The sequence below is a fragment of the Variovorax palleresanus genome, from assembly GCF_051144945.1.
Taxonomy (GTDB): domain Bacteria; phylum Pseudomonadota; class Gammaproteobacteria; order Burkholderiales; family Burkholderiaceae_C; genus Variovorax; species Variovorax paradoxus_S.
The window spans coordinates 4,388,221-4,414,071 of record NZ_JBJNVP010000002.1 but is presented as its reverse complement, the minus strand read 5'-3'; the positions used below and the strand labels follow the sequence as shown (position 1 = coordinate 4,414,071).

The 25,851-nt window shown below is 65.6% G+C and carries 26 protein-coding genes; 23 read left to right on the top strand and 3 right to left on the bottom strand.

The genetic code is table 11. The features are described 5' to 3' along the window. Positions 1 to 26 precede the first annotated feature (26 nt). From garD to ACJ7Z0_RS24490, 13 genes are all read left to right on the top strand, one after another. The gene (gene garD, locus ACJ7Z0_RS24550) at positions 27 to 1,634 is read left to right on the top strand and encodes a galactarate dehydratase (RefSeq protein WP_434792720.1); all 1,608 of its coding nucleotides are present in this window, start codon (positions 27 to 29) and stop codon (positions 1,632 to 1,634) included. A gap of 28 nt (positions 1,635 to 1,662) precedes the next feature. Further along, a complete protein-coding gene (locus ACJ7Z0_RS24545; protein WP_434791920.1) occupies positions 1,663 to 2,424 on the top strand; it encodes an SDR family NAD(P)-dependent oxidoreductase in 762 nt (253 codons plus the stop codon). Between the two features lie 63 nt (positions 2,425 to 2,487). Then, positions 2,488 to 3,588, top strand: a complete 1,101-nt coding sequence (locus tag ACJ7Z0_RS24540) for a lactonase family protein (RefSeq protein WP_434791919.1) — start codon at positions 2,488 to 2,490, stop codon at positions 3,586 to 3,588. A gap of 35 nt (positions 3,589 to 3,623) precedes the next feature. Beyond that, entirely contained in the window at positions 3,624 to 4,616 is a 993-nt protein-coding gene (locus ACJ7Z0_RS24535) for a Bug family tripartite tricarboxylate transporter substrate binding protein (RefSeq protein ID WP_434791918.1), read from the top strand. Between the two features lie 149 nt (positions 4,617 to 4,765). Then, positions 4,766 to 5,617 carry an archaetidylserine decarboxylase gene (gene asd / locus ACJ7Z0_RS24530; RefSeq protein ID WP_434791917.1) on the top strand — a complete coding sequence of 284 codons (852 nt, stop codon included), beginning with the start codon at positions 4,766 to 4,768 and terminating at the stop codon, positions 5,615 to 5,617. A gap of 181 nt (positions 5,618 to 5,798) precedes the next feature. Then, positions 5,799 to 6,278, top strand: a complete 480-nt coding sequence (locus ACJ7Z0_RS24525) for a winged helix-turn-helix transcriptional regulator (protein ID WP_434791916.1) — start codon at positions 5,799 to 5,801, stop codon at positions 6,276 to 6,278. Between the two features lie 98 nt (positions 6,279 to 6,376). Continuing rightward, on the top strand, positions 6,377 to 6,727 hold the full coding sequence (locus ACJ7Z0_RS24520; RefSeq protein WP_012746856.1) for an FKBP-type peptidyl-prolyl cis-trans isomerase: 351 nt from the start codon (positions 6,377 to 6,379) through the stop codon (positions 6,725 to 6,727). A gap of 156 nt (positions 6,728 to 6,883) precedes the next feature. Then, the gene (grpE, locus tag ACJ7Z0_RS24515; RefSeq protein WP_434791915.1) at positions 6,884 to 7,459 is read left to right on the top strand and encodes a nucleotide exchange factor GrpE; all 576 of its coding nucleotides are present in this window, start codon (positions 6,884 to 6,886) and stop codon (positions 7,457 to 7,459) included. Positions 7,460 to 7,585: 126 nt separating this feature from the next. Further along, entirely contained in the window at positions 7,586 to 9,523 is a 1,938-nt protein-coding gene (gene dnaK / locus ACJ7Z0_RS24510; RefSeq protein WP_434791914.1) for a molecular chaperone DnaK, read from the top strand. A gap of 97 nt (positions 9,524 to 9,620) precedes the next feature. Then, positions 9,621 to 10,757, top strand: coding sequence for a molecular chaperone DnaJ (gene dnaJ / locus ACJ7Z0_RS24505; protein ID WP_431123050.1), 1,137 nt, complete (start codon positions 9,621 to 9,623; stop codon positions 10,755 to 10,757). A 741-nt stretch (positions 10,758 to 11,498) separates the two neighbouring features. Next, on the top strand, positions 11,499 to 13,421 hold the full coding sequence (locus ACJ7Z0_RS24500; protein ID WP_093012796.1) for a PrkA family serine protein kinase: 1,923 nt from the start codon (positions 11,499 to 11,501) through the stop codon (positions 13,419 to 13,421). Positions 13,422 to 13,485: 64 nt separating this feature from the next. Further along, positions 13,486 to 14,778 carry a YeaH/YhbH family protein gene (locus ACJ7Z0_RS24495; protein ID WP_434791913.1) on the top strand — a complete coding sequence of 431 codons (1,293 nt, stop codon included), beginning with the start codon at positions 13,486 to 13,488 and terminating at the stop codon, positions 14,776 to 14,778. Continuing rightward, a complete protein-coding gene (locus ACJ7Z0_RS24490) occupies positions 14,775 to 16,310 on the top strand; it encodes a SpoVR family protein (RefSeq protein WP_434791912.1) in 1,536 nt (511 codons plus the stop codon). The genes ACJ7Z0_RS24495 and ACJ7Z0_RS24490 overlap by 4 nt, the downstream gene beginning before the upstream one ends. Positions 16,311 to 16,334: 24 nt before the next feature. Here ACJ7Z0_RS24490 and aroQ read toward each other — a convergent pair whose 3' ends face one another. Beyond that, positions 16,335 to 16,775: a type II 3-dehydroquinate dehydratase gene (gene aroQ, locus ACJ7Z0_RS24485; protein ID WP_055799873.1), complete on the bottom strand. Its 441-nt coding sequence runs from the start codon at positions 16,773 to 16,775 to the stop codon at positions 16,335 to 16,337. A 75-nt stretch (positions 16,776 to 16,850) separates the two neighbouring features. Between aroQ and ACJ7Z0_RS24480 the strand changes: the two genes are divergently transcribed. Genes ACJ7Z0_RS24480 through ACJ7Z0_RS24435 form a run of 10 tightly spaced genes read left to right on the top strand, consistent with a single transcriptional unit; the run spans position 16,851 to position 23,976 of the window. After that, positions 16,851 to 17,531: a Rieske 2Fe-2S domain-containing protein gene (locus ACJ7Z0_RS24480; RefSeq protein WP_434791911.1), complete on the top strand. Its 681-nt coding sequence runs from the start codon at positions 16,851 to 16,853 to the stop codon at positions 17,529 to 17,531. Between the two features lie 17 nt (positions 17,532 to 17,548). Next, positions 17,549 to 18,412, top strand: a complete 864-nt coding sequence (locus ACJ7Z0_RS24475; protein ID WP_434791910.1) for an aromatic ring-hydroxylating dioxygenase subunit alpha — start codon at positions 17,549 to 17,551, stop codon at positions 18,410 to 18,412. Then, complete coding sequence (locus ACJ7Z0_RS24470) at positions 18,409 to 19,047, top strand: glutathione S-transferase family protein (RefSeq protein WP_434791909.1); 639 nt, start codon at positions 18,409 to 18,411, stop codon at positions 19,045 to 19,047. Before ACJ7Z0_RS24475 ends, ACJ7Z0_RS24470 begins: the two co-directional genes overlap by 4 nt. Before the next feature lie 52 nt (positions 19,048 to 19,099). Beyond that, positions 19,100 to 20,206 (top strand): S-(hydroxymethyl)glutathione dehydrogenase/class III alcohol dehydrogenase, encoded by a 1,107-nt coding sequence (locus ACJ7Z0_RS24465; RefSeq protein ID WP_434791908.1) that lies wholly within the window; start codon positions 19,100 to 19,102, stop codon positions 20,204 to 20,206. A gap of 22 nt (positions 20,207 to 20,228) precedes the next feature. After that, entirely contained in the window at positions 20,229 to 21,155 is a 927-nt protein-coding gene (locus ACJ7Z0_RS24460) for an alpha/beta fold hydrolase (RefSeq protein ID WP_434791907.1), read from the top strand. Continuing rightward, positions 21,152 to 22,027 carry an S-formylglutathione hydrolase gene (gene fghA / locus ACJ7Z0_RS24455; RefSeq protein ID WP_434791906.1) on the top strand — a complete coding sequence of 292 codons (876 nt, stop codon included), beginning with the start codon at positions 21,152 to 21,154 and terminating at the stop codon, positions 22,025 to 22,027. Before ACJ7Z0_RS24460 ends, fghA begins: the two co-directional genes overlap by 4 nt. Before the next feature lie 36 nt (positions 22,028 to 22,063). Further along, a complete protein-coding gene (locus ACJ7Z0_RS24450; protein WP_434791905.1) occupies positions 22,064 to 22,567 on the top strand; it encodes a GNAT family N-acetyltransferase in 504 nt (167 codons plus the stop codon). A gap of 23 nt (positions 22,568 to 22,590) precedes the next feature. Further along, positions 22,591 to 22,980, top strand: coding sequence for a VOC family protein (locus ACJ7Z0_RS24445; RefSeq protein ID WP_369652592.1), 390 nt, complete (start codon positions 22,591 to 22,593; stop codon positions 22,978 to 22,980). A gap of 10 nt (positions 22,981 to 22,990) precedes the next feature. Then, positions 22,991 to 23,374 (top strand): TfoX/Sxy family protein, encoded by a 384-nt coding sequence (locus tag ACJ7Z0_RS24440; RefSeq protein ID WP_434791904.1) that lies wholly within the window; start codon positions 22,991 to 22,993, stop codon positions 23,372 to 23,374. Beyond that, positions 23,371 to 23,976, top strand: coding sequence for a 3'-5' exonuclease (locus tag ACJ7Z0_RS24435; RefSeq protein ID WP_434791903.1), 606 nt, complete (start codon positions 23,371 to 23,373; stop codon positions 23,974 to 23,976). The genes ACJ7Z0_RS24440 and ACJ7Z0_RS24435 overlap by 4 nt, the downstream gene beginning before the upstream one ends. Here the strand turns inward: ACJ7Z0_RS24435 and ACJ7Z0_RS24430 are convergent. Both ACJ7Z0_RS24430 and ACJ7Z0_RS24425 read right to left on the bottom strand, forming a co-directional pair. Beyond that, positions 23,973 to 24,701 carry an alpha/beta fold hydrolase gene (locus ACJ7Z0_RS24430; RefSeq protein WP_434791902.1) on the bottom strand — a complete coding sequence of 243 codons (729 nt, stop codon included), beginning with the start codon at positions 24,699 to 24,701 and terminating at the stop codon, positions 23,973 to 23,975. The two genes, ACJ7Z0_RS24435 and ACJ7Z0_RS24430, sit on opposite strands and share 4 nt — an antisense overlap. A 120-nt stretch (positions 24,702 to 24,821) precedes the next feature. Next, positions 24,822 to 25,811 (bottom strand): AraC-like ligand-binding domain-containing protein, encoded by a 990-nt coding sequence (locus ACJ7Z0_RS24425; protein ID WP_434791901.1) that lies wholly within the window; start codon positions 25,809 to 25,811, stop codon positions 24,822 to 24,824. Positions 25,812 to 25,851: the final 40 nt, after the last annotated feature.

Here is a 25,851-nt window from a genome sequence, read left to right as displayed (position 1 = left end):
AGACAAGCAACGCGGAGTTCGATCCGATGGCCGACTCATCACTACCCTCTTCCCCGCCGGTGCGCCCGCCGCACCGCATCCACATGCACGCGGCGGACAACGTCGCCATCGTTGCCAATGACGGCGGCCTGAAGGCCGGCACGGCGTTTTCCGACGGCCTCGTGCTGGTCGACAACGTGCCGCAGGGCCACAAGGTCTCGCTGACCGACTTGGCCGAAGGCGATGCGGTCGTCCGCTACAACGTGGTGATCGGCTACGCGCTGAAGGCCATTCCGCGCGGCAGCTGGGTGCACGAGCGGCTGCTGAAGATGCCCGCCGCGCGCGAGCTCGAAGGCCTGCCGATCGCCACCGTGAAGCCGCCCGCACAGCCGCCGCTGGAGGGCTACACCTTCGAGGGCTATCGCAACCTGGACGGATCGGTCGGCACGCGCAACATCCTCGCCATCACGCAGACCGTGCAGTGCGTGGCGGGCGTGGTCGATTTCGCGGTGCAGCGCATCAAGGCCGAGCTGCTGCCCAAGTACCCCCACGTCGACGACGTGGTGGGCCTCTCACACAGCTACGGCTGCGGCGTGGCCATTGACGCGCCCGACGCGATCATTCCGATCCGCACGCTGCGCAACATCAGCCTCAACCCGAACTTCGGCGGCGAGGTGATGGTCATCAGCCTGGGCTGCGAGAAGCTGCAGCCCGAGCGCTTGCTGCCGCCGGGCAGCATTGCGCTGGTGGACGAACGCAACGTGGCCGACATCGGCGAGACGGCCAACGCCAAGCTCGACGTGGTGTGCCTGCAGGACGACGCCCACGTCGGCTTCATGTCGATGATCGATTCGATCATGCGGCAGGCCGAGGAACACCTGGAGCGGCTCAACGCGCGCCAGCGCGAGACCGTGCCCGCGAGCGAGCTGGTGGTGGGCGTGCAGTGCGGCGGCAGCGACGCCTTCTCGGGCGTCACGGCCAACCCGGCCGTGGGCTTTTGCACCGACCTGCTGGTGCGCGCCGGCGCCACCGTGATGTTCTCGGAAGTGACCGAGGTGCGCGACGGCATCGACCAGCTCACCTCGCGCGCGACCACGCCCGAGGTGGCCGACGCCATGATCCGCGAGATGGCCTGGTACGACGCCTACCTGGACCGCGGCCGCGTCGACCGCAGTGCCAACACCACGCCGGGCAACAAGAAAGGCGGGCTCTCGAACATCGTCGAGAAGGCCATGGGCTCGATCGTCAAGAGCGGCAGCGCGCCGATCTCCGGCGTGGTTCCGCCGGGCGAGAAGGCCAGGCAGAAGGGACTGCTCTATGCCGCCACGCCCGCCAGCGACTTCATCTGCGGCACGCTGCAGCTGGCCGCGGGCATGAACCTGCACGTGTTCACCACCGGCCGCGGCACGCCCTACGGGCTGGCCGAGGTGCCGGTCATCAAGGTGGCCACGCGCAGCGACCTGGCGCGCCGCTGGCACGACCTGATGGACGTGAACGCAGGCCGCATCGCCGACGGCGACGCCACCATCGAAGACGTGGGCTGGGAGATGTTCCGGCTGATGCTGGACGTGGCCAGCGGCAGGAAGAAAACCTGGGCCGAACAGTGGAAGCTGCACAACGCGCTGGTGCTGTTCAATCCCGCTCCCGTGACCTGACTTCACCCGACCTCGAAAGGAAACATCCATGGAAGACCTCAAAGGCAAGACCGCGCTCGTCACCGGCGCCAGCACCGGCATCGGCGCCGCGGTGGCCATTGCGTTCGCGGCGCGCGGCATGCGCGTGGCGGTGCACTACAACAGCTCGGCCGATGCCGCCAACCAGGTGGTCGAGACCATTCGATCGGCCGGCGGCGATGCCTTTGCGCTGCAGGGCGACGTGCTCGACACCGCAGCCATCCGCGAATGCGTGAAGCAGACGGCCGCGCGGTTCGGCCGCATCGACGTGCTGGTGAACAACGCCGGCAGCCTGGTGAAGCGCGTCCCCATCGCGGAATTCGACGATGCGCTGTTCGACGAAGTGATGCATATCAATGCACGCTCGGTGCTTGCGTTTGCCCGCGAGGTGGTGCCGCTGATGCGCACCCATGGCGGAGGCAACATCATCAACGTGACCTCGGTCGCGGCACGCACCGGCGGCGGACCGGGCGCGTACCTGTATGCGGGCTCCAAGGGCTTCGTGAGCACGGCCACGCACGGGCTTGCCAGGGAACTCGTCGGCGACAAGATCCGCGTGAACGCGGTGGCGCCCGGCGTCATCCAGACACCGTTCCAGGACCGCTTCTCGACGCCCGCGATGCTCGAATCGTTCCGCGCCGGCATTCCAATGGGCCGCATTGGCACGGCCGACGAATGCGTGGGCGCTTTTCTCTACCTGGCCTCGGAGCAGCTCTCGGGCTATGTGACGGGGCAGGTGATCGAGGTGAACGGCGGGCAGTACATGCCCTGACACGGGAACGACCTCCCTTCCAGTTTGCAGCATCGGATCGACAACAACAGAGACAACACCTTCATGAAAAGCAACAACACATTCCTTCGTGCGCCCCGAGCGCTCCGGTTCGCCGCCGCGCAGCTGCTGTCGATCGTTGCAGGCCACGCGTCGGCGGCCACATGGGTCTATGTGTCCAATGCGGACAGCCAGGAAATCTCGGTGCTCGAACTGGACCGCGGCCAGGGCGTGCTCAAGCCGGTGCAGACGCTCAACGTCGGCGGCACGGTCATGCCGATGGCGGTGAGCCACGACAAGCGCGTGCTGTATGCGGCGCTTCGCTCGCAGCCGTTCCGCGTGGTGTCGCTTTCGATCGACGCCGCCACCGGCAAGCTGCAGAAGCTCGGCGAAGCGCCGCTGGCCGACAGCATGGCCAACATCGACCTCGACGCGAGCGGCAAGTGGCTCTTTGCCGCCTCCTACCAGGGCGGCAAGATCTCGGTCAACGCCATTGGCAAGGACGGTGCAGCGGGTGCGATCCAGCAACTGGTCCAGACCGCGCCGAATGCGCATGCGATCCACGCGGATGCGAGCAACCGCTTCGTGCTGGCCACCAGCCTGGGCGGCGACAACGTTTCGACCTGGCGCTTCGATGCGGAGAAGGGGCTGCTGTCGGCCAACGATCCGCCGCTGACACAGGGCACCGCAAAGTCAGGGCCGCGCCACTTCGTGTGGGACAAGGCGCAGCGACGCGTCTACCTGCTGAACGAACTCGATGCGAGCTTGCACGTGTACGGCTGGGACGCCGCGCGCGGAACGCTCAAGCACGAGCAGAGCACCAGCACGCTGCCGCCCGGTTTCACCGGCAAGCCCTGGGCAGCCGATTTGCACCTGACGCCCGACGGGCGCTTTCTGTATGCCTCGGAGCGCACGTCGAGCACGCTGTCGGCCTTCAGGGTGGACGCGTCCACCGGACAGCTGAAGCCGCTCGGCCAGACGCCGACCGAGAAAACGCCGCGCGGCTTTGCCATCGATTCGAGCGGCCGCTACCTGATCGCCGCCGGGCAGGAGTCGCACAGCGTTGCGCTGTACGCCATCGATCCCGCGACCGGCGCATTGGACAAGCCCGCGCGCATCAGCGTGGGCAAGAACCCGAACTGGATCGAAATCGTCGATACGCCGTGACGACGACCCGCAACATCATCAAAGGAGACTTCGCCATGCAACGCCGCACACTCATCCGCACCGCCCTCGCCTCTTCGATCGCCGTGGGCCTGCCCGCTTTCGCGCAAGGCCCCGGCAACTGGCCCACGGGCAAGGCCATCACCTACCTCGTGCCCTTTCCCGCGGGCGGCACCACCGACGTGCTGGCGCGCCTGATCGGCCAGAAGCTCGGCACGGTGCTGGGCACGAGCGTGATCATCGACAACAAGGGCGGCGCGGGCGGCAGCGTGGGCTCGGAGATCGGCGCGCGCGCGGCGCCCGATGGCTTCACGATCGTCGGCGGCACCATCAGCTCGCACGCCATCAACGTGAGCCTGTACCCCAAGCTCGGCTACGACCCGCAGAAGTCGTTTGCGCCGGTGACGCTCATCGGCACCAACCCGCTGGTGCTGGTGGTGAACCAGGCCAGCCCCTACAAGACGTTGAAGGACGTGCTGGAAGCCAGCAAGACCAAGTCGGGTGGGCTGTCGTCGGCATCGGCCGGCACCGGCACGTCGCAGCACCTGTCGCTGGAACTGCTGGCGTTCAGGTCGGGCGTGAAGTTCACGCACATTCCCTACAAGGGCAGCGGCCCTGCCATCCAGGACGTGATCGGCGGCCAGGTCGACATGATGTTCGACACCAGCGTGGTGGCCGGCCCGCACGTGCAGAGCGGCAAGCTGCGTGCCATTGCCGTGACCTCGGCCAAGCGCCTGGCTTCGATGCCCGACGTGCCGACGGTTGCGGAGTCCGGAATCGCAGGCCTGCAGGATTTCGAGGTGCTGTCGTGGCAGGCGATCTTCGTGCCCGCCGGCACGCCCGCGCCCGTCGTCGACAGGCTGCACACCGAGATCCGCAAGATCCTTGCAACGCCCGAAATGCAGGACAAGCTCAAGGGCTTCGGCATGGAGCCCGCCCACCTGACCCCGCCCAAGATCGCCGCCTTCCAGAAGGCCGAAGTGGAGAAGTGGGCGCAAGTGATCAAGGCGGCCGGCATCAAGGCCGACTGACGCCGGGCGGTGTGCCTGCGTGCGTGCACGGGGCCTCGCGTGCGAACGAGGGGCCCCGCATACAAGGGAAGCTTCCTACGTCCGGCGCGCGGAGCCCTTTATAGAATGCCCCTCCGATTCGCATTCCAGGCGCTCCACGCCTTTCACTCGTGTCCGACCGCTCTGCCGTACTGCATCAATACCTGTTCCCGAAGCAGGCCCTGACGAACTTCGCCGGCTGGGTCGCAGGCAAGGAGCGCGGCGCCGTCACCACGTGGATCATCCGGCGCTTCGTGGCCAAGTACGGCGTCGACATGGGCGAAGCGCTCGAATCCGACATCAACTACTACAAGAGCTTCAACCAGTTCTTCACGCGTGCGCTCAAGCCCGGCGCCCGGCCTCTCGCAAAGGCCGATCTCGTATGTCCGGTGGATGGTGCCATCAGCCAGTTCGGCGCCATCGAAGGCCACCAGATCTTCCAGGCCAAGGGCCACAACTACACGACCACCGCGCTGGTCGGCGGCGATGCGGCGCTCGCACACCAGTTCGCCCACGGCAGCTTTGCAACGCTGTACCTGAGCCCGAAGGACTACCACCGCATTCACATGCCCTGCGAAGGGCGGCTGCTGCGCATGATCTACGTGCCCGGCGACCTGTTCTCGGTCAATCCGGCCACGGCGCGCGGCGTGCCCGGCCTGTTCGCGCGCAACGAGCGCGTGGTCTGCGTCTTCGAATCCGCGCGCGGGCCCTTCGTGCTGGTGCTGGTGGGCGCCACCATCGTCGGCAGCATGGAAACCGTGTGGCACGGCGTGGTCAATCCGCCGCGCGGCGGCGAGCTGCGCGAGTGGCACTACGGCGACCAGCAGATCGTGCTCAAGCAAGGCGAGGAGATGGGCCGTTTCCTGCTCGGATCCACCGTGGTCATGCTGTTCCCGCCGCCCGCGCTGGGCTTCAATCCGGAATGGTCGCCCGCCCGCGCGGTCCGGTTGGGCGAAGCCATGGCAAATTTCGCTAATTTGTGAAGCTTTGTCTCAGGGGCCGCGCGCAGCATGCCCTCGTAGCTATAAAACTAGTAGCATCCTGATCCTTGCGCTATAGTCGCCGGCCAACGAGCGCCATAGCAGGCTACAAGCCACAAGAACGCGCGGCACCGGCCCTGCCCCCAAGGATCGATGCCCGACCAGCCCCGAGGAGATGATGTCGATGAGTACCAAGGAAAACGCAGCCGTCAGCCAGCTGCTCGCACTTCTCGAGGCCCGCTACGCCATGAGGGTGCTCTGGGCCTTGCGCGACGGCCACGCCCAGACCTTTCGCCTGCTGCAGGACAGCGTCGGCGGCATCACTCCCAACACGCTCAACACCCGCATCAAGGAATTGCGCGAGGCCGGTCTCGTCAGCCATGGCGGCGACGGCTACAGCCTGACCGTGAGCGGGCAAGACCTGCTCAAGCGGCTTTCGGACCTGCAGGCCTTCGCGGGCAAGTGGCAGCTGGGGCAGATCAAGAAGGCCGCGGCGCCTGCGGCTGCCGCGACTGCCGCGACTGCGCCTCCTTCTTCGCCATCGCCGTCACCGTCTCCCTCGTCTTCTTCTCCCCCAGCGCCGTCCTCTTCCCCGGTGGCACCGCCCTCTTCTTCCTCTCCTTCGGCGCCGTCCTCCACCCCGCCTCTTGACACTGGCAATTGAGCGGGCCGGCCGGCGAGCTCCGGGCGTCGGTAAACTTCGCGCCTTCGGTCTCTGCTTATCCACTCACATCCATCTCATTGACGCAAGGAGCGTTCGACATGCCTACCACCCCCTCCGGACTGCAATACGAAGACACCACCGTGGGCGACGGCGCTGAAGCCAAAGCTGGCCAGCACGTGCACGTGCACTACACCGGCTGGCTCTACAACGACGGCGTGCAAGGCGCCAAGTTCGATTCGAGCCGCGACCGCAACGACCCGTTCGCTTTCTCGCTGGGCGCGGGCCAGGTCATCAAGGGCTGGGACGAAGGCGTCGCCGGCATGAAGATCGGCGGCAAGCGCACGCTGATCATTCCCGCATCGCTCGGCTATGGCGCACGCGGCGCCGGCGGCGTGATTCCCCCGAACGCCACCCTGAAGTTCGACGTCGAACTGCTCGACGCGCACTGATCGTTCCCGAGCCAGGACTGGCACGAAGGCCCGATTGCGGGCCTTTTTCATGCCTCCGCGGCCTCTTTTGCCGCATTTTTTCGCTTGAAATGCCTTGAGCCAGCCCCAAGTGGCTGGCTATCGCTTGTTTTCCGGCACACGCCGGTTCCTTGAAAAATGTCTGACCCGCAACAATCCGCACAGAATTCGCAAATGCTGCAAGGCGAGCCAAGCCCCGAAGAACTGGAAGCCGCGCAGGCTGCCAACGAAGCCGAGGCGCAAGACGCCCTGGCCGCAGCCCAAGGTGAACTCGCCGCCCTGCAGAGCAAGAACGCCGAACTGGCCGACCAATACCTGCGCGCCCAGGCCGACGTCCAGAACGCCCGCCGCCGCGCCGACGACGAAATCACCAAGGCCCGCAAGTTCGCGGTCGAGGCCTTTGCCGAGAGCCTGCTGCCCGTGACGGACAGCCTCGAAGCCGGCCTGGCCATCAAGGACGCCACACCGGAGCAGATCCGCGAGGGCGCCGAAGCCACGCTGCGCCAGCTGAAGAGCGCACTCGAACGCAACAAGGTGATCGAGGTGGCTCCCGCCCCCGGCACCAAGTTCGACCCGCACCAGCACCAGGCCATCTCGGTGGTGCCCGCTCCCGAGCAGGAACCCAACACCGTGGTGAGCGTGCTCCAGAAGGGCTACACCATCAACGAGCGCGTGCTGCGCCCGGCGCTGGTCACGGTCAGCGCGCCGAAGTAATAGTCAGCCACGGCCGACCCCGCACACAAGATTCCCACAGGAAATCCCCGCTTCATACCTTGAATCGCGCCGGGTTATCCACAAGTTCATAACAACATATTTTTCAGGCTTTCAGGAGTAAAGAACATGGCAAAGATCATCGGCATCGACCTCGGCACCACCAACTCGTGCGTGTCGATCATGGAAGGCAACACCACGCGTGTGATCGAGAACTCGGAAGGTGCGCGCACCACGCCGTCGATCGTGGCTTACCAGGAAGACGGCGAAGTGCTGGTCGGTGCCTCGGCCAAGCGCCAGGCCGTGACCAATCCCCGCAACACGCTGTACGCGATCAAGCGCCTGATCGGCCGCAAGTTCGAAGAAAAAGAAGTCCAGAAGGACATCGACCTGATGCCCTACACCATTGCGAAAGCCGACAACGGCGACGCATGGGTCGAAGTGCGCGGCAAGAAGATCGCGCCCCAGCAGGTCAGCGCCGACATCCTGCGCAAGATGAAGAAGACCGCCGAAGACTATCTCGGCGAGCCCGTGACCGAAGCCGTGATCACGGTGCCGGCCTACTTCAACGACGCCCAGCGCCAGGCCACCAAGGACGCCGGCCGCATCGCGGGCCTGGACGTCAAGCGCATCATCAACGAGCCCACCGCTGCAGCCCTGGCCTTCGGCCTCGACAAGCAGGACAAGGCCGACCGCAAGATTGCCGTGTATGACCTCGGCGGCGGTACCTTCGACATCTCGATCATCGAAATTGCAGACGTCGACGGCGAGAAGCAGTTCGAAGTGCTGTCGACCAACGGCGACACCTTCCTGGGCGGCGAAGACTTCGACCAGCGCATCATCGACTACATCATTGCCGAGTTCAAGAAGGAACAAGGCGTCGACCTGAGCAAGGACGTGCTCGCGCTGCAGCGCCTGAAGGAAGCCGCCGAAAAGGCCAAGATCGAGCTGTCGAACAGCGCGCAGACCGACATCAACCTGCCCTACATCACGGCCGATGCCACGGGTCCGAAGCACCTGAACATCAAGCTCACGCGCGCCAAGCTCGAGAGCCTGGTCGACGAGCTGGTCGAGCGCACCATCGCCCCCTGCCGCCTGGCCATCAAGGACGCCGGCATCAGCGTGTCCGACATCAACGACGTGATCCTGGTCGGCGGCATGACCCGCATGCCCAAGGTGCAGGAAAAGGTGAAGGCCTTCTTCGGCAAGGAGCCGCGCAAGGACGTGAACCCCGACGAAGCCGTGGCCGTCGGCGCCGCCATCCAGGGCCAGGTGCTCTCCGGCGACCGCAAGGACGTGCTGCTGCTGGACGTGACCCCGCTGTCGCTGGGCATCGAGACCATGGGCGGCGTGATGACCAAGATGATCACGAAGAACACCACGATCCCGACGAAGTTCGCGCAGACCTTCTCCACCGCCGAAGACAACCAGCCGGCCGTGACCATCAAGGTGTTCCAGGGCGAACGCGACATTGCCTCGGGCAACAAGCTGCTCGGCGAGTTCAATCTCGAGGGCATTCCGCCGGCATCGCGCGGCACGCCGCAGATCGAGGTGAGCTTCGACATCGACGCCAACGGCATCCTGCACGTGGGCGCGAAGGACAAGGGCACCGGCAAGGAAAACAAGATCACCATCAAGGCGAACTCGGGCCTTTCCGAGGAAGAGATCCAGAAGATGGTGAAGGACGCCGAACTCAACGCGGCCGACGACAAGAAGAAGCTCGAGATCGTGCAGGCCCGCAACCAGGGCGAAGCCATGGTGCACAGCGTGAAGAAGTCGCTCGGCGAACACGGCGCGAGCCTGGACGCCGGCGAGAAGGAAAAGATCGAAGCCGCGATCAAGGACCTGGAAGAAGCCCTGAAGGGTGAGGACAAGGCCTCGATCGAGGAAAAGACCAACACGCTGATGACCGCAAGCCAGAAGCTCGGCGAGAAGATGTATGCCGATGCGCAGGCCGCGACAGGCGCCGCCGGCGGCCCGGGTGCCGCTGCTGGCCCGGAAGCTGCGAGTGCACCGGCCGATGACAACGTGGTCGACGCCGAAGTCAAGGAAGTCAAGAAAGGCTGACCTTCAGCCCTTCGAACAAGGCTGGATCACCTGATCGGGTGGTCCAGCCTTTCTCGCTTCAAGTTACGGCTTCCCGCCCGCCCCGACCGAATCAGCCATGGCCACAAAACGCGACTACTACGAGACCCTCGGCGTTCCCAAGAACGCGAGCGAGGAGGAAATCAAGAAGGCTTATCGCAAGCTTGCGATGAAGCACCACCCGGACCGCAACCACGGCGACACCAGCAAGGACGCCGAGGCCAAGTTCAAGGAGGTCAAGGAAGCCTACGAAATGCTGTCCGACGGGCAGAAGCGCGCGGCCTACGACCAGTACGGCCACGCCGGTGTCGACCCGAACATGCGCGGCGGCCCCGGCGCCGACGGCTTCGGCGGCTTTGCCGAGGCCTTTGGCGACATCTTCGGCGACGTGTTCGGCGGCGGCCGCGGCCGCACCAGCGGCGGCCGCCAGGTGTTCCGCGGCAGCGACCTGAGCTATGCCATGGAAGTCACGCTGGAAGAAGCGGCCGACGGCAAGGAAGCGCAGATCCGCATCCCGAGCTGGGACGACTGCGGCACCTGCCACGGCTCCGGCGCCAAGCCCGGCACCAAGCCCATTACCTGCACAACCTGTCACGGTGCCGGAGCAGTGCAGATGCGCCAGGGCTTTTTCAGCGTGCAACAGACCTGCCCCACCTGCCACGGCAGCGGCAAGATCATTCCCGAGCCCTGCACGGTGTGCCATGGCCAGGGAAAGATCAAGAACAACAAGACGCTCGAGGTCAAGATCCCGGCCGGCATCGACGACGGCATGCGCATTCGCAGCACCGGCAACGGCGAACCTGGCACCAATGGCGGGCCGCCCGGCGACCTGTACATCGAGATCCGCCTCAAGAAGCACGAGCTGTTCGAGCGCGACGGCGACGACCTGCACTGCGTGGTGCCCGTCAGCATGACCACTGCAGCGCTGGGCGGCGAGATCAGCGTGCCCACGCTCAAGGGTGCCGCGGCCATCGACATTCCCGACGGCACCCAGAGCGGCAAGCAGTTCCGCCTGCGCGGCAAGGGCATCAAGGGCGTGCGCTCGAGCTATCCGGGCGACCTGTACTGCCACGTGCGCGTCGAAACGCCGGTCAAGCTCACCGAGCACCAGCGCAAGCTGCTGAAGGAGCTCGACGACTCCCTCAAGAAGGGCGGCGACAAGCACAGCCCGACCGACAAGGGATGGTTCGACAAGGCCAAGGAATTCTTCAGCTGACTCAGCTGACAGGAGGCACCGGAATGCGGCAGGCGCACTTCGCTGCGCCCTGCTGCCTTGCCTTCTGCCCGGCGCTCTTCAGCGGCCGGCGCACCGATTCCCCAGATTTTTCAAGCAGTTAGAAGCGGCCGCACGGCGCTGCTTCGGCGCTGCCCGCCTTCGCGCACGCGAACGGTGCCTGCCGACCTAGTTCGGTGCGCGCACCATCGCACCCTCTCCTCGGAACCACGCTGACCGCGGGTTGGCGCGCTTTCCCACGCTCACATGCGCGACATGCTCATCAAAAGATGGCGCGGGGATTGCTTTTATATTTTTTTCGATTGAGCAATAAACCCAAACAGGATGCGGCGCGTTATTGGTTATGTAACAGCTTTGAGCCGCTCGATGCTCTTTAGGAGGTGCGTTCCCGGGAAAAGATGCAATGACTACATATGCCGATCGCCATAGGTATTTTCACTGGGCGGAGGGGTCGCGCGAAGCTCGATTGCCGAACCCTGAAATTTAGCTGGAATTGCCAAATGCTGCGGGTTTTTCTCAGGAACTTTACTCGGCACTGTGGTTCTGATTTAACAAAGAATTTCCCGGGTGCACTCTTTGCTTTATGCTGTTTGTGAAGATGTGATTAAGGGAGTTTTCCACGGCTTGCAGCCATGGGCGGGGCACACCTTTAAAAAGTTGCGACGCGTTGGGGCTGCAGGCCTTCGGGGCCGATAAACCCGCAGACCTGATGGAGGCGTGACCATGGATGTGATCAGCAACTTTGCCGCCCGTTACGAGCGCACCCGCGAGGAGGTCCTGTCGCTGCAGGACTACCTGGATATTTGCAAACGCGACCCCACTGCGTATGCCACTGCTTCCGAGCGGATGCTCAAGGCCATCGGCGAACCCGAGCTGGTCGACACGCGCAACGATTCCCGGCTGTCGCGAATCTTCGCGAACAAGGTCATCAAGATCTACCCGGCGTTCAAGGAGTTCTACGGCATGGAGGACGCCATCGAGCAGGTGGTGTCGTACTTCAGGCATGCCGCCCAGGGGCTCGAGGAGAAGAAGCAGATCCTCTACCTGCTCGGTCCCGTCGGCGGCGGCAAGAGTTCGATCGCCGAGCGCCTGAAGCAGCTCATGGAGCACGTGCCGTTCTATGCCATCCAGGGTTCGCCGGTCAACGAAACGCCGCTGGGCCTGTTCGACGCCGTCGAGGATGGTGAGATCCTCGAGAAGGAATACGGCATTCCCATCCGCTATCTCAACCGCATTCTTTCGCCCTGGGCCGTCAAGCGGCTCGAGGAGTACGGCGGCGACATCCGCCAGTTCAAGGTCGTCAAGCGCTACCCCTCGGTGCTGCGGCAGATCGCAGTTGCCAAGACCGAGCCGGGCGACGAGAACAACCAGGACATTTCTTCGCTGGTCGGCAAGATCGACATCCGCAAGCTCGAGACCTATGCCCAGGACGATCCCGACGCCTACGCCTATTCGGGTGGCCTGTGCCTGGCCAACCAGGGCCTGCTGGAGTTCGTGGAAATGTTCAAGGCGCCCATCAAGGTGCTGCACCCGCTGCTCACGGCCACGCAGGAGGGCAACTTCAAGGGCACCGAGGGCTTCGGCGCCATTCCGTTCGACGGCATCGTTCTCGCGCACAGCAACGAGAGCGAATGGAAGGCCTTCCGCAACAACAAGAACAACGAGGCTTTCCTCGACCGGATCTACATCGTCAAGGTGCCCTACTGCCTGCGCGCCTCGGAAGAAATCAAGATCTACGAGAAGCTGGTGCGCAACTCCTCGCTCGCCAAGGCGCCATGCGCGCCCGGCACGCTGCGCATGATGGCCCAGCTGTCGGTGCTCACGCGCCTGAAGGAGCCAGAGAACTCCAGCATCTACAGCAAGCTGCAGGTGTACGACGGCGAAAACCTCAAGGACACCGACCCCAAGGCCAAGTCGATCCAGGAATACCGCGACTACGCCGGTGTCGACGAAGGCATGAGCGGCGTCTCCACGCGCTTTGCCTTCAAGATCATCTCGAAGGTGTTCAACTTCGACAGCTCCGAGGTGGCCGCCAACCCGGTGCACCTGATGTACGTGCTCGAGCAGCAGATCGAGCGCGAGCAGTTTCCGCCGGAAACCGAGCAGAAGTACATCAGTTACATCAAGGAGCTGCTGGCGCCGCGCTATGCCGAGTTCATCGGCAAGGAGATCCAGACCGCCTACCTCGAGAGCTACAGCGAATACGGCCAGAACATCTTCGATCGCTACGTGACCTACGCCGACTACTGGATCCAGGACCAGGAGTTCCGCGACGTGGACACCGGCGAAGTGTTCGACCGCGCCTCGCTCAACGCCGAACTCGAGAAGATCGAGCGGCCCGCGGGCATCGGCAATCCAAAGGACTTCCGCAACGAGATCGTCAACTTCGTGCTGCGCGCGCGCGCCGGCAACGCCGGGCGCAACCCCGCCTGGACCAGCTACGAGAAGCTGCGCGCGGTCATCGAGAAGAAGATGTTCTCCAACACCGAGGAACTCCTCCCGGTGATCAGTTTCAACACCAAGAGCAGTGCCGACGAGCAGAAGAAGCACGAGGACTTCGTGACCCGCATGGTCGAGAAGGGCTATACGGCCAAGCAGGTCCGGCTGCTCTGCGAGTGGTACCTCCGGGTGCGCAAGAGTTCATAGCGACAGTTCATAGCGGCGAGGCACAGGCTTCGCCCCCTTTTTTGCAAGGAGCTTTGACATCATCGTGGCCATCCTGCAGCAGATCATCGACCGCCGGCTTTCGGGCAAGAACAAGTCCATTGGCAACCGCGAGCGCTTTCTCCGGCGCTACAAGGGGCAGATCCAGGAGGCCGTGCGGCGCGCGGTCAGCGGGCGCAACATCCGCGAACTGGAGCAAGGCGAAGATGTCACCCTGCCGCGCCACGACGTGTCCGAGCCCGTGTTCGGCCATGCGCGCGGCGGAGACCGCGAATACGTGCACCCCGGCAACCAGGAATACCTGAAGGGCGACCGCATTGCGCGGCCCGAAGGGCAGGCCGGCGGCGGCTCGGGCAGCGGCGAGGCCGGGGACAGCGGCGAAGGCGAAGACGACTTCGTGTTCCGCCTCACGCGCGAAGAATTCATGCGCGTCTTCTTCGACGACCTTGCGCTGCCGCACCTCATCCGCACGCAGATCGCCGAGGTGCCCGAATGGAAGAGCCACCGGGCGGGCTTCACGAACGACGGCTCGCCCAACAACCTGCACGTGGTGCGCTCGATGCGCGGCGCCCTCGCCCGGCGCATTGCACTGGGCGGCGAGCCGCGCAAGGAGCTCAAGCGCCTCGAGGCCCACCTGCTGACGCTGAGGTCGCACCCGCAGGCGGCGCAGGGCCTGATCAAGAACGAGATCCGCGAAACCGAAGAGCAGATCGACGAGATCCGCCGCACCATGCGGCATGTGCCCTACATCGACCCCATCGACCTGCGCTACCGCAACCGCGTGAAGACCCCCGTGCCCAGCGCCAAGGCCGTGATGTTCTGCCTCATGGACGTTTCTGGCTCGATGGACGAGGCGCGCAAGGACATGGCCAAGCGCTTCTTTATGCTGCTGTACATGTTCCTCACGCGCCACTACGAGAGGATCGACCTCGTGTTCCTGCGCCACCACACGCAGGCGCAGGAAGTGACCGAGGAAGAGTTCTTCCACGCCACGGAAACCGGCGGCACCGTGGTGTCGAGCGCGCTGGTGCTCATGGACGAGATCATCAAGGCACGCTACCCGAGCGGCGAATGGAACGTCTACGGTGCGCAGGCCAGCGACGGCGACAACTGGCACCAGGACAGCGGCCGCTGCCGCGAACTGCTGGTCGACCACATCCTGCCCGTGGTGCGCTACTACGCCTACGTGCAGGTCGCGGAAACCGAGCAGAACCTGTGGCAGGAATACGCGCAGCTCGAAGGCATACAGCCCAACTTCGCGATGCGCAAGGTGTCTGACGCACGGGACATCTACCCCGTGTTCCGCGACCTCTTCAAGAAGGAAGGAGTGCCCGCATGACTTCCGAGCACCCTCCCCTCGAACGCCTGGAGCGCCTGCCCAGCCCTTCGGACTGGACCTTCGACCTCATCGAGACCTACCACACCGAGATTGCGAAAACGGCCAGGGGCTTCGGGCTCGACGTGTATCCGAACCAGCTCGAGGTGATCACCGCCGAGCAGATGATGGACGCCTATGCCAGCGTCGGCATGCCCATGATCTACCGGCACTGGTCGTACGGCAAGCAGTTCATCGCCACCGAGAAGAACTATCGCCGCGGCCACATGGGGCTGGCCTACGAGATCGTCATCAACTCCGACCCGTGCATTGCCTACCTGATGGAAGAAAACACCATGGCCATGCAGGCCCTGGTGATCGCCCATGCGGCCTACGGCCACAACAGCTTCTTCAAGGGCAACTACCTGTTCCGGATGTGGACCGACGCGTCCTCGATCATCGACTACCTCGTCTACGCGCGGCACTACATCGCCGAATGCGAAGAGCGCCACGGACTCGACGCGGTGGAGCAACTGCTCGACTCGTGCCACGCGCTCATGAACTACGGCGTCGACCGCTATCGCCGTCCGCAGAAGCGCTCGCTGGCGAGGGAAGGCGCGCAGCGCGCCGAACGCGAGCGCCACATGCAGCAGCAGGTCAACGATCTCTGGCGCACCCTGCCCCGCAAGAGCGAGCAGGCCGCGGAGTCCGACGCGTCCCGCCGTTTTCCTTCGGAACCGCAGGAGAACCTGCTCTATTTCTTCGAGAAGAATGCCGCGCTGCTGGAGCCCTGGCAACGCGAGGTGGTGCGCATCGTGCGCAAGATCGCACAGTATTTCTATCCGCAGCGCCAGACGCAGGTCATGAACGAGGGCTGGGCCACCTTCTGGCACTACACCCTGCTGAACACCATGTACGACCGCGGCCAGCTCGCCGACGGCTTCATGATGGAATGGCTCAGCTCGCACACCGGTGTGATCTTTCAGCCGCCCGTCGGGCATCGCGCCTACAGCGGCATCAACCCCTATGCGCTGGGCTTCTCGATGTTCACCGAGCTGCGGCGCATCTGCCAGAACCCGACCGAGGAAGACCGCCGCTGGTTTCCCGATTTCGCGGGCACCGACTGGGTCAAGACGCTCGACTATGCGATGCGCAACTTCAAGGACGAGAGCTTTGTCGGCCAGTTCCTGAGCCCGAAGACCATGCGCGATTTCAGGCTGTTCGCGATCCGCGACCACCAGAGCGAGCCCGAGCTCGAGGTGTCCGCCATTCACGACGACAGCGGCTATCAGCTGCTGCGCGAATCGCTGTCACGCCAGTACGACATCGGCAGCAGGGAGCCCGACATCCAGGTGTGGAACGTCAACATGCGCGGCGACCGCGCCCTGACGCTGCGCCACACCCAGCGCAACAACCTGCCGCTGCACGACGATGCGGAAGAAGTGCTGAAGCACGTCGCGCGGCTGTGGGGCTTCGACGTTCACCTGGAGAGCGTCGATGCGCAAGGCCACATCAGCCGCAGCTGGAAGGCCTCAGCGCCCAGGCAAACCGACTGACTGGTTGGCCGGTTCCCCGCAGGCTCAGGGCACCAGGGCCGCGATGGCCAGTGCGTAGCCTTTCACGCCAAGACCCACGATGATGCCGCGCGCCGCCGGCGAAATGTACGAGCGGTGGCGAAACTCCTCGCGCGCGTGCACGTTCGAAATGTGCAGCTCGATCAAGGGCACGCTCGCGCCCTTGATGGCGTCATGCAGCGCGATCGAGGTGTGGGTGTAGGCACCCGGGTTCATCACCACGCCGAGCATGTTGCCTGCGGCCACCTCGCGGCCCGCCTCGTGGATCCAGTCGATCAGGACGCCTTCGTGGTTCGACTGGCGGCATTCGATCTCGACACCGTGCTTCGCGCCCGCCTCTGCGCACAGGCGCTCGACGTCGGCCAGCGTGTCGCGCCCGTATTGCTCTGGTTCGCGCGTGCCGAGCAGGTTGAGATTGGGGCCGTTGAGGACGAGTATTTTCTTCATGATGATGGCGGTCGAAGCGAGCCGCCATTATGGGCGAGCGCCCTCGCAATGACTTGCGATAAGGTAACGCGAATCATGAGCGCAGACAGCAGCATTTCAACCTGGCACCCGGTGGCTCGCTCGGCCGAGCTGAGCCCCGGCGCCAACATCGTCGCCGGCTTTGCGGAGGGCCAGGAGCTCGCGCTCTGGCGGTCGGCCGACGGCGCACCGCAGGCATGGGAAAACCGCTGCCCGCACCGCAGCGTGCGCTTCACGCTGGGCCACGTGATGGAAGACCGCCTCTCCTGCGCCTACCACGGCTGGCAGTACGCCGCGGGCAGCGGTCAGTGCATCCGCATTCCCGCGCACCCCGACATGCCGCCGCCGCGCAACGTCTGCGCGAAGGTGTTCAGCGCGGTCGATGCGGCCGGCATGCTGTGGGTCCATCTCGCGGACGCGGAGCCGCCGCCTCTGCCGCGGGACGACGCCGTTCCCCCGGGGTGGTCGTTCTGCCGCACGCTCTCCGTTCGAGCCGATGCGGCGGGTGTGCGCGATGCACTGGCGGCACGCGACTTCAGGGCCGATGCGTCTGCGCCCGCCATGCGCGGCGCACTCGATTGCATCGATGCCGCGGCGCTGGTGCTCGACGCCCGGCCGCGGCTGGCCTTCATCCACCTCTGGACCGATGCCGCGCCCGGCACCCATGCGATGAAGGCGCTGCACGTCGCCGCACGCATACTGCGCGGCGAGATCGAGGCACGGCAGCCGGCCGCCTGAGCGAAAGAAAAAGACCCATGCCCTTCATCACCGACGACCCCAACATGCTCGACGACTGGCTGGTCGCCGGCTCCGCCGCCGCGCTGGCCGGCAGCTCCGAAGCAAAGCCCCGCGCAGCACGCCTGCTCGGCGAAACGCTGCAGCTTTGGAGCGATGCGGCCGGCAAGCCGCAATGCCGGCTGGGTTCGCAGGCGCTGGCCGTCCAGTCGCGCCATGGCTATCTCTGGGTCTGCCCCAGCGGCAAGCCCGCGCGGCCGCTGTTCGATTTTCCGGAATATGGCGAAACCGGGCGCCGCATCGTCGATTGCGGCGGCATCGGCGTGGCCGTGTCGGGGCTGCGCGTGATCGAGAACTTTCTGGACATGGCGCACTTTCCCTTCGTGCACGCCGACGTGCTGGGCAAGGTGCCGCACACCGAGGTGGCCGCGTACCAGGTGCGCATCGAACCCGGCACTGGAGAAATCTGGGCCACCGATTGCCGCTTCTGGCAGCCGCGCGCCTCAGCGGCCCACGACAGCGGCAGCGAGGTGCTCTACAAGTACCGGGTGATGCAGCCGCTCACCGCCATGCTCTACAAGTCGAGCCACCGGGCCGGCAAGCTCGACGCCATCGGCCTGTTCCTGCAGCCGCTGGACGACGAACACGTGACCGCCCACACGCTCCTTGCCTGCTACGACGACACATCGACCGATGCCGAGCTCATCGCGTTCCAGCACACGATCTTCGGCCAGGACAAGCCGATTCTCGAAAACCACGCCTTCAAGCGCATGCCGCTCGAAGGCCGCGCCGAAACGCCGACACGCGGCGACACCTCTTCGGTTGCCTACCGGCGCTGGCTGCGCGAGCGCGGCATGCGCTTTGGCGTGAGGCAGGCCGCATGATCCGGCTCTACGACTACCCGCTGTCGGGCAACTGCTTCAAGGTGCGGCAGATGCTCGCCTGGCTCGGCGCGGACTACCAGAGCGTGCCGGTCGACTTTCATCCGGGCCGCGAGCACAAGTCGGCCGCGTTCCTGGCACACGTCAATCCGCTCGGGCAGTTGCCGGTGATCGACGACGACGGCTTCGTGCTGCGCGACGCCCAGGCCATCCTCGTCTACCTCGCGAGCAGGCACGACACGCAAGGCCGCTGGTACCCGGACGATCCGCAGTTGCGCGGCCAGATCGCAATGTGGTTCGCCACGGCCGACGAAATCACCCGCACCGCGTCGGCGGCGCGACTGCACGATGTTTTCGGCTACGAGCATTTCGACATCGAGGCCTGCCGCCGCGGCGCGCACGCGGTCTTTCGACGGCTCGACGACCACCTGGCCGAGCGCGCGAGCGACGGGCTCCAATGGCTGGCCGGTCCGCACGCCACCGTGGCCGACCTGGCCTGCTTTCCGTACGTGGCGCTGGCCGGCGAAGGCGGAATATCCCTTGACGAATATCCGGCGTTGCGACGCTGGGCCTGGGACTTTCGCCACCTGCCCGGTTTCATCGGAATGTCGGGTATCTTTGCCGCGGGTCCAGCCTGAACGCGGTCTGGGTATCCTTGCCGGTCTCATCCCCTCTTTGCCCTGAAGCCCCATGAAAACCAAAGCTGCCGTCGCCTGGAAGTCCGGAGACCCGCTCACCATCGAAACCGTCGACCTCGAGGGCCCGAAGTTCGGCGAAGTGCTGGTCGAGATCAAGGCCACCGGCATCTGCCACACCGACTACTACACGCTCTCTGGCGCCGACCCGGAAGGCATCTTCCCCGCCATCCTCGGCCATGAAGGCGCGGGCATCGTGGTCGACGTCGGCCCCGGCGTCACCACGCTGAAAAAGGGCGACCACGTCATTCCGCTGTACACGCCCGAATGCCGCCAGTGCAAGTTCTGCCTGTCGCGCAAGACCAACCTCTGCCAGCTGATCCGCGGCACACAGGGCAAGGGCCTGATGCCTGATTCGACCTCGCGCTTCAGCCTGGACGGCAAGCCGATCTTCCACTACATGGGCACTTCGACCTTCAGCAATTACACGGTCGCCCCCGAGATCTCTCTGGCCAAGATCCGCGAGGACGCTCCCTTCGACAAGGTCTGCTACATCGGCTGCGGCGTCACCACGGGCATCGGCGCCGTGATCTTCACCGCCAAGGTGGAAGCCGGTGCCAACGTGGTGGTGTTCGGCCTGGGCGGCATCGGCCTGAACGTGATCCAGGGCGCGAAAATGGTGGGCGCCGACAAGATCATCGGCGTCGACCTGAACCCCGAGCGCGAGGCCATGGCACGCAAGTTCGGCATGACGCACTTCATCAACCCCAAAGACACCGAGAACGTGGTCGACGCGATCGTGCAGCTGACCGACGGCGGCGCCGACTACAGCTTCGAGTGCATCGGCAACACCAAGGTGATGCGCCAGGCGCTCGAATGCACGCACAAGGGCTGGGGCCGCAGCATCATCATCGGCGTGGCCGAGGCGGGCGCCGAGATCAGCACGCGTCCGTTCCAGCTGGTTACCGGCCGCAAGTGGGAAGGCTCGGCCTTCGGCGGCGCGCGTGGCCGCACCGACGTGCCCAAGATCGTCGACTGGTACATGGAAGGCAAGATCAACATCGACGACCTGATCACGCACACCATGCCGCTCGAAGACATCAACAAGGGCTTCGACCTCATGAAACGCGGCGAATCCATCCGCGGCGTGGTTCTGTACTGACCCCCTGAAGAGAACGCCCGCCATGAACCGCATGGAACCCTTGCGCAAGATCGAAGCGGGCGTTCTGGAAGTTGCGTACTTCGAAGCCGGCCCTGCGGACGGCCCGCCCGTGCTGCTGATGCACGGCTTCCCCTACGACATCCACACCTACGCCGAGGTGGCGCCAATGCTCGCCGGCCAGGGCTGCCGCGTCATCGTGCCCTACCTGCGCGGCTACGGCGCCACGCGCTTCCTGAGCGACGCCACGCCGCGCTCCGGCGAACAGGCGGCCCTCGGCGCCGACCTGCTCGCGCTGCTCGATGCCCTCGCCATTCCGCGCGCGGTGCTCGCTGGCTACGACTGGGGCGGGCGCGCCGCCTGCGTGGTGGCGGCGCTGTGGCCGGAGCGCTGCACGGGGCTGGTCTCGTTCAACAGCTACAACATCCAGGACATCGCGAAGGCGATGGAGCCGGACACGCCCGCGAACGAGCACAGCCTCTGGTACCAGTACTACTTTCACAGCGAGCGCGGCCGCGCCGGCCTCGCTAAGGACCGCCGCGCAATCACCCGCCTGCTGTGGCAGCTGTGGTCGCCTACCTGGAAGTTCGACGACGCCACCTTCGAGCGCAGCGCCGCCGCCTTCGACCATCCCGACTTCGTCGACGTGGTGATCCACTCCTACCGGCATCGCTTCGGCCTGGTCCCGGGCGACCCGGCCTATACATACATCGAGCGCCGCCTGGCCGCGCAGCCGACGATCGCCGTGCCCATCATCACCTTCGACGGCGTCGACGACGGGGTGCGCCCGCCAGCCAACGCCTCGGCCCATGCGCACCGCTTCAGCGGGCTGCGATCGCACCGGCTGGTGCCCGGCGTCGGCCACAACATGCCCCAGGAGGCGCCGCGCATCTTTGCCGACGCCGTGCTCGAACTCGTGCCCGCACGCCACAACAACGACATCGCCCGATGACCGACATCCTCAAGACCCTTTCCGAGCACCATGCCTTCGGCGGCGTGCAAAGCTTTCACGAGCACGCTTCGCACGAAATCGGCCTGCCGATGCGCTTCTCGGTCTACCTGCCACCGCAAGCCGCGAACCAGCGCGTGCCGGCCCTGCTCTACCTGGCGGGGCTGACCTGCAACGAGGAAACCTTCGCGGTAAAGGCCGGCGCGCAGCGCATGGCGGCCAGCCTGGGCCTCGCGCTGATCGCGCCCGACACCAGCCCGCGCGGAAGCGCCGTCGAAAGCCTGCCCGGCGCCACCGCCAACTGGGACTTCGGCATTGGCGCGGGTTTCTACCTCGACGCCACCGAAGCGCCCTGGTCCGCCCACTGGCGTATGGAAAGCTGGATCGTGCACGAGCTGCTGCCCTTCGTGGCGCGGCACTTCGCCATCGACGACCAGCGCCTGGGCATCTGCGGCCATTCGATGGGCGGCCATGGCGCGCTCACGCTCGCGCTGCGGCACCCCGGGCGCTTCAAGTCGCTGTCGGCGTTCGCGCCCATCTGCGCACCCACGCAATGCCCGTGGGGCGAAAAGGCGTTCAGCGGCTACCTGGGCGAGCCGGGCGGCGACCGGGCGCAGTGGCTTGCGCACGACGCCAGCGCACTGATGAAATCGCAGATCGCCGCGCCCTACCCCCAGGGCATCCTGATCGACCAGGGGCTCTCCGACAAATTCCTTGCCGAGCAGCTCTACCCGGAGGCCTTCGAGGCCGCCTGCTTTGCCGCCAGCCAGCCCGTCACGCTGCGCCGGCACGCGGGCTACGACCACGGCTACTACTTCATCCAGACTTTCATGGCGGACCACATCGCGCACCACGCACAAACACTGAACGGCTGATCGACCTCGGCGTACGGGCGCCGTATCATGGAGCGCATGTCCGCAGCACAGATTCCTGCCTTCCATTTGCGCTCCCGCGATGGCGCCGCCGAAGAGAACCTGGTGCTCGCCGGCATCTGGCGCCGGGCCTGGATCGCGGCCAACCGCCGGGCCACCGTCATCGAGCCCATCACGCATTGGCTGCGGCGCGTGCAAACCGAATTCGTGCCGCCCGCCGACGTGGTGCTGGCCGAGCGCGACGGCCAGGTACTCGCCTTTATGGTGCTGCTGGCGCGTCGCGAATACGTGGCACAGCTCTTTGTCGAACCCCATCTGCGCAACCAGGGTCTCGGGCAGGCGCTGCTCGACGAAGCCAGCGTGCGCATGCCGTTCGGCTGGAAGCTGCACGTGGCCACCAGCAACACCGCGGCTCAGCGCTTCTACGAGCGTTACGGCCTGGAGCGCGGCGCCGTCGACCGGCACCCGTCCAGCGGACGCGAACGGGTCGCCTACCATTGGTATCCGACGAGCCCGCCACGCCAATCAAGACGCATCGGCTGAGCGCTCTTCCTTTCTGTTTCTCCATGCGCATCGATCACATCGCCCTCTGGACCACCGACCTCGAACGCTGCAAGCGCTTCTACATCGACTACTTTGGCGCCACGGCCGGCGCTGGCTATGTCAATCCGGCCAAGGGCTTTGCGTCCTGCTTCCTGAGCCTGGGCGACGGTGCCCGGATCGAAGCCATGACCACCCGCACGCTCTCGCCCGTGCCCGCCGAACCCGGCGCCCAGCGCATGGGCTGGACGCACCTGGCCATCAGCGTGGGTTCCGATGCGGCGGTGGACGCGCTCACGCAACGCCTGAAAGCCGACGGCTACCCGCTGCTCGACGGGCCCCGCCGCACCGGCGACGGCTACTACGAGAGCGTGGTGCTCGACCCGGACGGCAACCGCATCGAGATCACCGCATGAGCCGCTTGCGATGAGTGAATTCGTCGAAAGCCTGCACGAGATTTTCGAGCGCTTCGGCCGCATCGAGGCGCGCCGCATGTTCGGAGGCCACGGCATCTTTCATGAGGGACGGATGATCGCGATCATCGTCAAGGACACGCTCTACCTCAAGTCGGACGCCACCAGCGCCGAGCATTTCGACAAGCAGAACCTGCCGCCCTTCACCTACGAACGCAAAGGCAAGACGATGCCGATGTCGTACCGGCAAGCGCCCGCCGATCTCTTCGAAGACCGCGAAGAAGCCGCGCTCTGGGGCCGGCGCGCCTACGAGGCGGCCCTGCGTTCGGGCCACCCGCCAAAGAAAAAACCCGCAAGGAAAGCCCCAGTGAAGACAAAGAAAGCAGCCTCCCCTTGAGCGACGACACACTCGCTTTGCCGCCCCTTCCCGAGCGCGAGCAGATCGCGCTGCTCGAAGCCTTCGAAGGCCTGGGACTGAAAGACATCGTGGTCGTTTCCACGCTGGCCGAGGCCGAGCGCGCTGCCGCTGCGTTGCTGGCCGCCGGCGTTGCCGGCTTCGACACCGAATCCAAGCCCACCTTCGCAAAGAACGAAGTGTCCAGCGGCCCGCACGTGGTGCAGTTCTCCACGCGCGAAACCGCCTGGCTCTTTCAGCTGCACCGCACCGAATGCAATCCGGTGGTGGCCGCGCTGATTGCTTCCACCGAACTCAGGAAGGTCGGCTTCGGCCTTTCGACCGACCTCACGCTGATACGCAACCGCCTCAACATCGAGCCCAAGGCGGTGTTCGACATCGACAGCGAGTTCCGCCGCCGCGGCTACCGCAAGTCGGTGGGCGTGAAGGCGGCCGTGGCGCTGGTGTTCAACCGGCGCTTCGTCAAGTCGCGCAAGGCCACCACGTCGAACTGGGCCAACAGGCAACTGACGGAAGCGCAGATCCGCTATGCGGCCAACGACGCCTATGCGTCGATCCGCGTGTTCGATGCGCTGTTCGCCTAGTCCCGCCCCGCCTCCAGGATCGCCTGCGCCAGCCGCTTCGGGTTGGAGAAGAACATCTCGTGGCTGCCGGGGCACTCCACCAGCCTGAAGAGGCCGAGCCGCTCCGACAGGCGCGGATGCCACGGCAGGCTGTGCGGCATGGCCGTGTCCTGCTGGCAGTTGACGTAGGACTTGCCGATCTGCAGCGCCGCCAGCGGCTCGCGCAGCCGGATCTTGTCGGTGAAGGTGCGGTAGGGATGCGGGTTCAGCTGCTCGTAGCTGGCCTGCGCCAGCGGCAGGTCGGCGTCGTTGATGAACGCCTCGCGCCAGACTTCGAACGGCAGGCTCACCGCGTTGCCGTTGGCCGCAGCCACGGCGTCGAACATCGCGACGTAGTGCGGCGGCGCCATGTCGTTGAGCGATTCGCCATCGAGCGGCACGAAGGCGTTGACGTAGACCAGGCGCCTGAGCCGAGGCGCAATGCGATCCGCCACGCCCGAGATCACCATGCCGCCGTAGCTGTGGCCCACCAGGCGAACCTCGGCCAGGTCTTGGTCCTCGATGAAGCGGACGGCCGAGTCGATCGCTTCATCCAGGCCGATGCGCGAGCGGTCGTCGCCCGCGCGGTTGCCCACGAGCGTGGGGCAATGCACCACGTGGCCGGCCTCGCGCAGGCCGGCGGCCACGGCCTCCATCTCGCCGCCGGTGTGCCAGGCGCCGTGGATCAGAACATAGGTGTCGGACATGTGTATCTCCTTCTTCGTCGTCATTGAATAAAGACGACTTTAGGAAACACGATGCGGCGCGAATGGCCGCTGGCTGCCAGCCTTGTGGCCGATTGACGCCCGCCGCCTGCCCCGCTTTTCTCAACGCTGGCGTCGCAAGGCGCCAGGGGTCAGGCCCAGATGCCGGCGGCATTGGCGAACGAAGTGCGATGCGTCGGTCAACCCGACGCGAAAGCCGATGTCCGCAATGCCCAGGCGATCGAAGCGAGGGTCGCCAAGCATGCGCCGCGCCACCTGCATGCGAAAGCCGGTCAGCGCGGCCGCGAAGGTGGTCGCCCCGTCGCTCAGGCTGCGGTGCAGGCTGCGCTCCGAGATGCCCAGTCCGCGCGCCACGCTGGCAGCCGTCAGGCCGGGCTCGGCATGCCGTTCGCGCGTGGCGTCGAGCACGCGGCGGCGCAGCGCGGCACGGGCGCCTTCGCCCGGTGCGGCCGGGCCGCCCGCATCGGCCGCGGCGCCGGTGGCGAGCGCGAGCAACCCGCCGAGTTGGTCGGTCAGCAACGCCACAGGCAGCGGCGGCTTCAGCGCGCCCTGCGGCGAAAGCTCCTGGGCAAAACAGCTCAGCACGCGGCCCCAGCCCGATTGCCCGTCGATGCGCCGCGCCACCTGGTCGCCGGCATCCGGAAGCCACGACTCCACCCACGCGGTGGGCAGTTCGAGCGACAGCGTATCGGCGGACTGGAGCAGGTGCAATTCGTAGCAGCGCCGGGAGTCGACCAGCACCACGTCGCCCGGCAGCATGCGCGCCGAGCGGCCGTCCTGCACGGCGACCCAGGGCGAATCGGTCTTGCACAACAGGTAGTAATAGTTGCTGCGGCTGTGGGCAATGGCATGCCGTGTGCGGTACACGTCCTGCGCGCTGCCGCGCACCCGGTTCACGCCGATGGCGCCGAGCGGCGCGGATTCGAGCGTGGCCCCGAAGCTGCCGGCACAGGAACTGGTCACGTCCATCTCGAGGAAGCCTTCGCAGACGGCGCCGATCCAGTAGTCGAGCCGCTGCGGCGGCGGCACGGCGTCGGTGGACCAGGTGTGGATCGCTGGGGAGGCAATCGCGGGCGAGGCATTTCCGTTCATCGCGCCAACATACCCAAGCCGCGAGCGCTTGCCAAGCGGG

What these genes read in the sequence shown, in the direction of transcription:
- ACJ7Z0_RS24450 (WP_434791905.1), top strand. Translation starts at nt 22,064, where the DNA reads ATGTCCGCAGCACAGATTCCTGCCTTCCATTTGCGCTCCCGCGATGGC.
- ACJ7Z0_RS24425 (WP_434791901.1), bottom strand. Translation starts at nt 25,811, where the DNA reads ATGAACGGAAATGCCTCGCCCGCGATTGCCTCCCCAGCGATCCACACC.
- ACJ7Z0_RS24465 (WP_434791908.1), top strand. Translation starts at nt 19,100, where the DNA reads ATGAAAACCAAAGCTGCCGTCGCCTGGAAGTCCGGAGACCCGCTCACC.
- ACJ7Z0_RS24480 (WP_434791911.1), top strand. Translation starts at nt 16,851, where the DNA reads ATGAGCGCAGACAGCAGCATTTCAACCTGGCACCCGGTGGCTCGCTCG.
- ACJ7Z0_RS24520 (WP_012746856.1), top strand. Translation starts at nt 6,377, where the DNA reads ATGCCTACCACCCCCTCCGGACTGCAATACGAAGACACCACCGTGGGC.
- ACJ7Z0_RS24525 (WP_434791916.1), top strand. Translation starts at nt 5,799, where the DNA reads ATGAGTACCAAGGAAAACGCAGCCGTCAGCCAGCTGCTCGCACTTCTC.
- dnaK (WP_434791914.1), top strand. Translation starts at nt 7,586, where the DNA reads ATGGCAAAGATCATCGGCATCGACCTCGGCACCACCAACTCGTGCGTG.
- ACJ7Z0_RS24460 (WP_434791907.1), top strand. Translation starts at nt 20,229, where the DNA reads ATGAACCGCATGGAACCCTTGCGCAAGATCGAAGCGGGCGTTCTGGAA.
- ACJ7Z0_RS24545 (WP_434791920.1), top strand. Translation starts at nt 1,663, where the DNA reads ATGGAAGACCTCAAAGGCAAGACCGCGCTCGTCACCGGCGCCAGCACC.
- dnaJ (WP_431123050.1), top strand. Translation starts at nt 9,621, where the DNA reads ATGGCCACAAAACGCGACTACTACGAGACCCTCGGCGTTCCCAAGAAC.
- ACJ7Z0_RS24470 (WP_434791909.1), top strand. Translation starts at nt 18,409, where the DNA reads ATGATCCGGCTCTACGACTACCCGCTGTCGGGCAACTGCTTCAAGGTG.
- ACJ7Z0_RS24440 (WP_434791904.1), top strand. Translation starts at nt 22,991, where the DNA reads ATGAGTGAATTCGTCGAAAGCCTGCACGAGATTTTCGAGCGCTTCGGC.
- ACJ7Z0_RS24445 (WP_369652592.1), top strand. Translation starts at nt 22,591, where the DNA reads ATGCGCATCGATCACATCGCCCTCTGGACCACCGACCTCGAACGCTGC.
- aroQ (WP_055799873.1), bottom strand. Translation starts at nt 16,775, where the DNA reads ATGAAGAAAATACTCGTCCTCAACGGCCCCAATCTCAACCTGCTCGGC.
- fghA (WP_434791906.1), top strand. Translation starts at nt 21,152, where the DNA reads ATGACCGACATCCTCAAGACCCTTTCCGAGCACCATGCCTTCGGCGGC.
- garD (WP_434792720.1), top strand. Translation starts at nt 27, where the DNA reads ATGGCCGACTCATCACTACCCTCTTCCCCGCCGGTGCGCCCGCCGCAC.
- ACJ7Z0_RS24475 (WP_434791910.1), top strand. Translation starts at nt 17,549, where the DNA reads ATGCCCTTCATCACCGACGACCCCAACATGCTCGACGACTGGCTGGTC.
- grpE (WP_434791915.1), top strand. Translation starts at nt 6,884, where the DNA reads ATGTCTGACCCGCAACAATCCGCACAGAATTCGCAAATGCTGCAAGGC.
- ACJ7Z0_RS24490 (WP_434791912.1), top strand. Translation starts at nt 14,775, where the DNA reads ATGACTTCCGAGCACCCTCCCCTCGAACGCCTGGAGCGCCTGCCCAGC.
- ACJ7Z0_RS24535 (WP_434791918.1), top strand. Translation starts at nt 3,624, where the DNA reads ATGCAACGCCGCACACTCATCCGCACCGCCCTCGCCTCTTCGATCGCC.
- ACJ7Z0_RS24500 (WP_093012796.1), top strand. Translation starts at nt 11,499, where the DNA reads ATGGATGTGATCAGCAACTTTGCCGCCCGTTACGAGCGCACCCGCGAG.
- ACJ7Z0_RS24540 (WP_434791919.1), top strand. Translation starts at nt 2,488, where the DNA reads ATGAAAAGCAACAACACATTCCTTCGTGCGCCCCGAGCGCTCCGGTTC.
- ACJ7Z0_RS24430 (WP_434791902.1), bottom strand. Translation starts at nt 24,701, where the DNA reads ATGTCCGACACCTATGTTCTGATCCACGGCGCCTGGCACACCGGCGGC.